Source organism: Pseudomonas sp. HY2-MNA-CIBAN-0224, assembly GCF_040310285.1.
GTDB lineage: Bacteria > Pseudomonadota > Gammaproteobacteria > Pseudomonadales > Pseudomonadaceae > Aquipseudomonas > Aquipseudomonas helleri.
Genome location: NZ_JBEOPQ010000385.1, coordinates 1 through 287 on the forward strand (window position 1 = coordinate 1; position 287 = coordinate 287).

The 287-nt window shown below is 47.0% G+C and carries 1 pseudogene; it reads left to right on the top strand.

Features of this window, described 5'->3' with window-relative positions:
- Positions 1–287, top strand: a pseudogene (locus AAEZ03_RS26850) (FAD-dependent oxidoreductase); the annotation flags it as partial.

Below are 287 nucleotides of genomic sequence, written 5' to 3' on the forward strand. Positions count from 1 at the left end.
GGTACATGGTGGGCTGCGCTATATTGCCTCAGGCGATTATAAAACGACTTTGCTTAGCGTGCGTGAACGTGAGCGCATGCTGAGTGAGGCTGGCGGTTTGGTCAACGAGATGCATTTCGTCATGCCGCATTATAAAGGCAAGTTCCCACCGCCATGGATATTTAATACTTTGCTTCGTGTCTACGATAGGCTCGCAGGCAAGCGCTATTTTACCTACTTTAAAAAGGACGCTTTTTTGCGTCTTAATCCTCATATCAAGCAAGATAAGTTTTTGGGGGCTAGCCAGT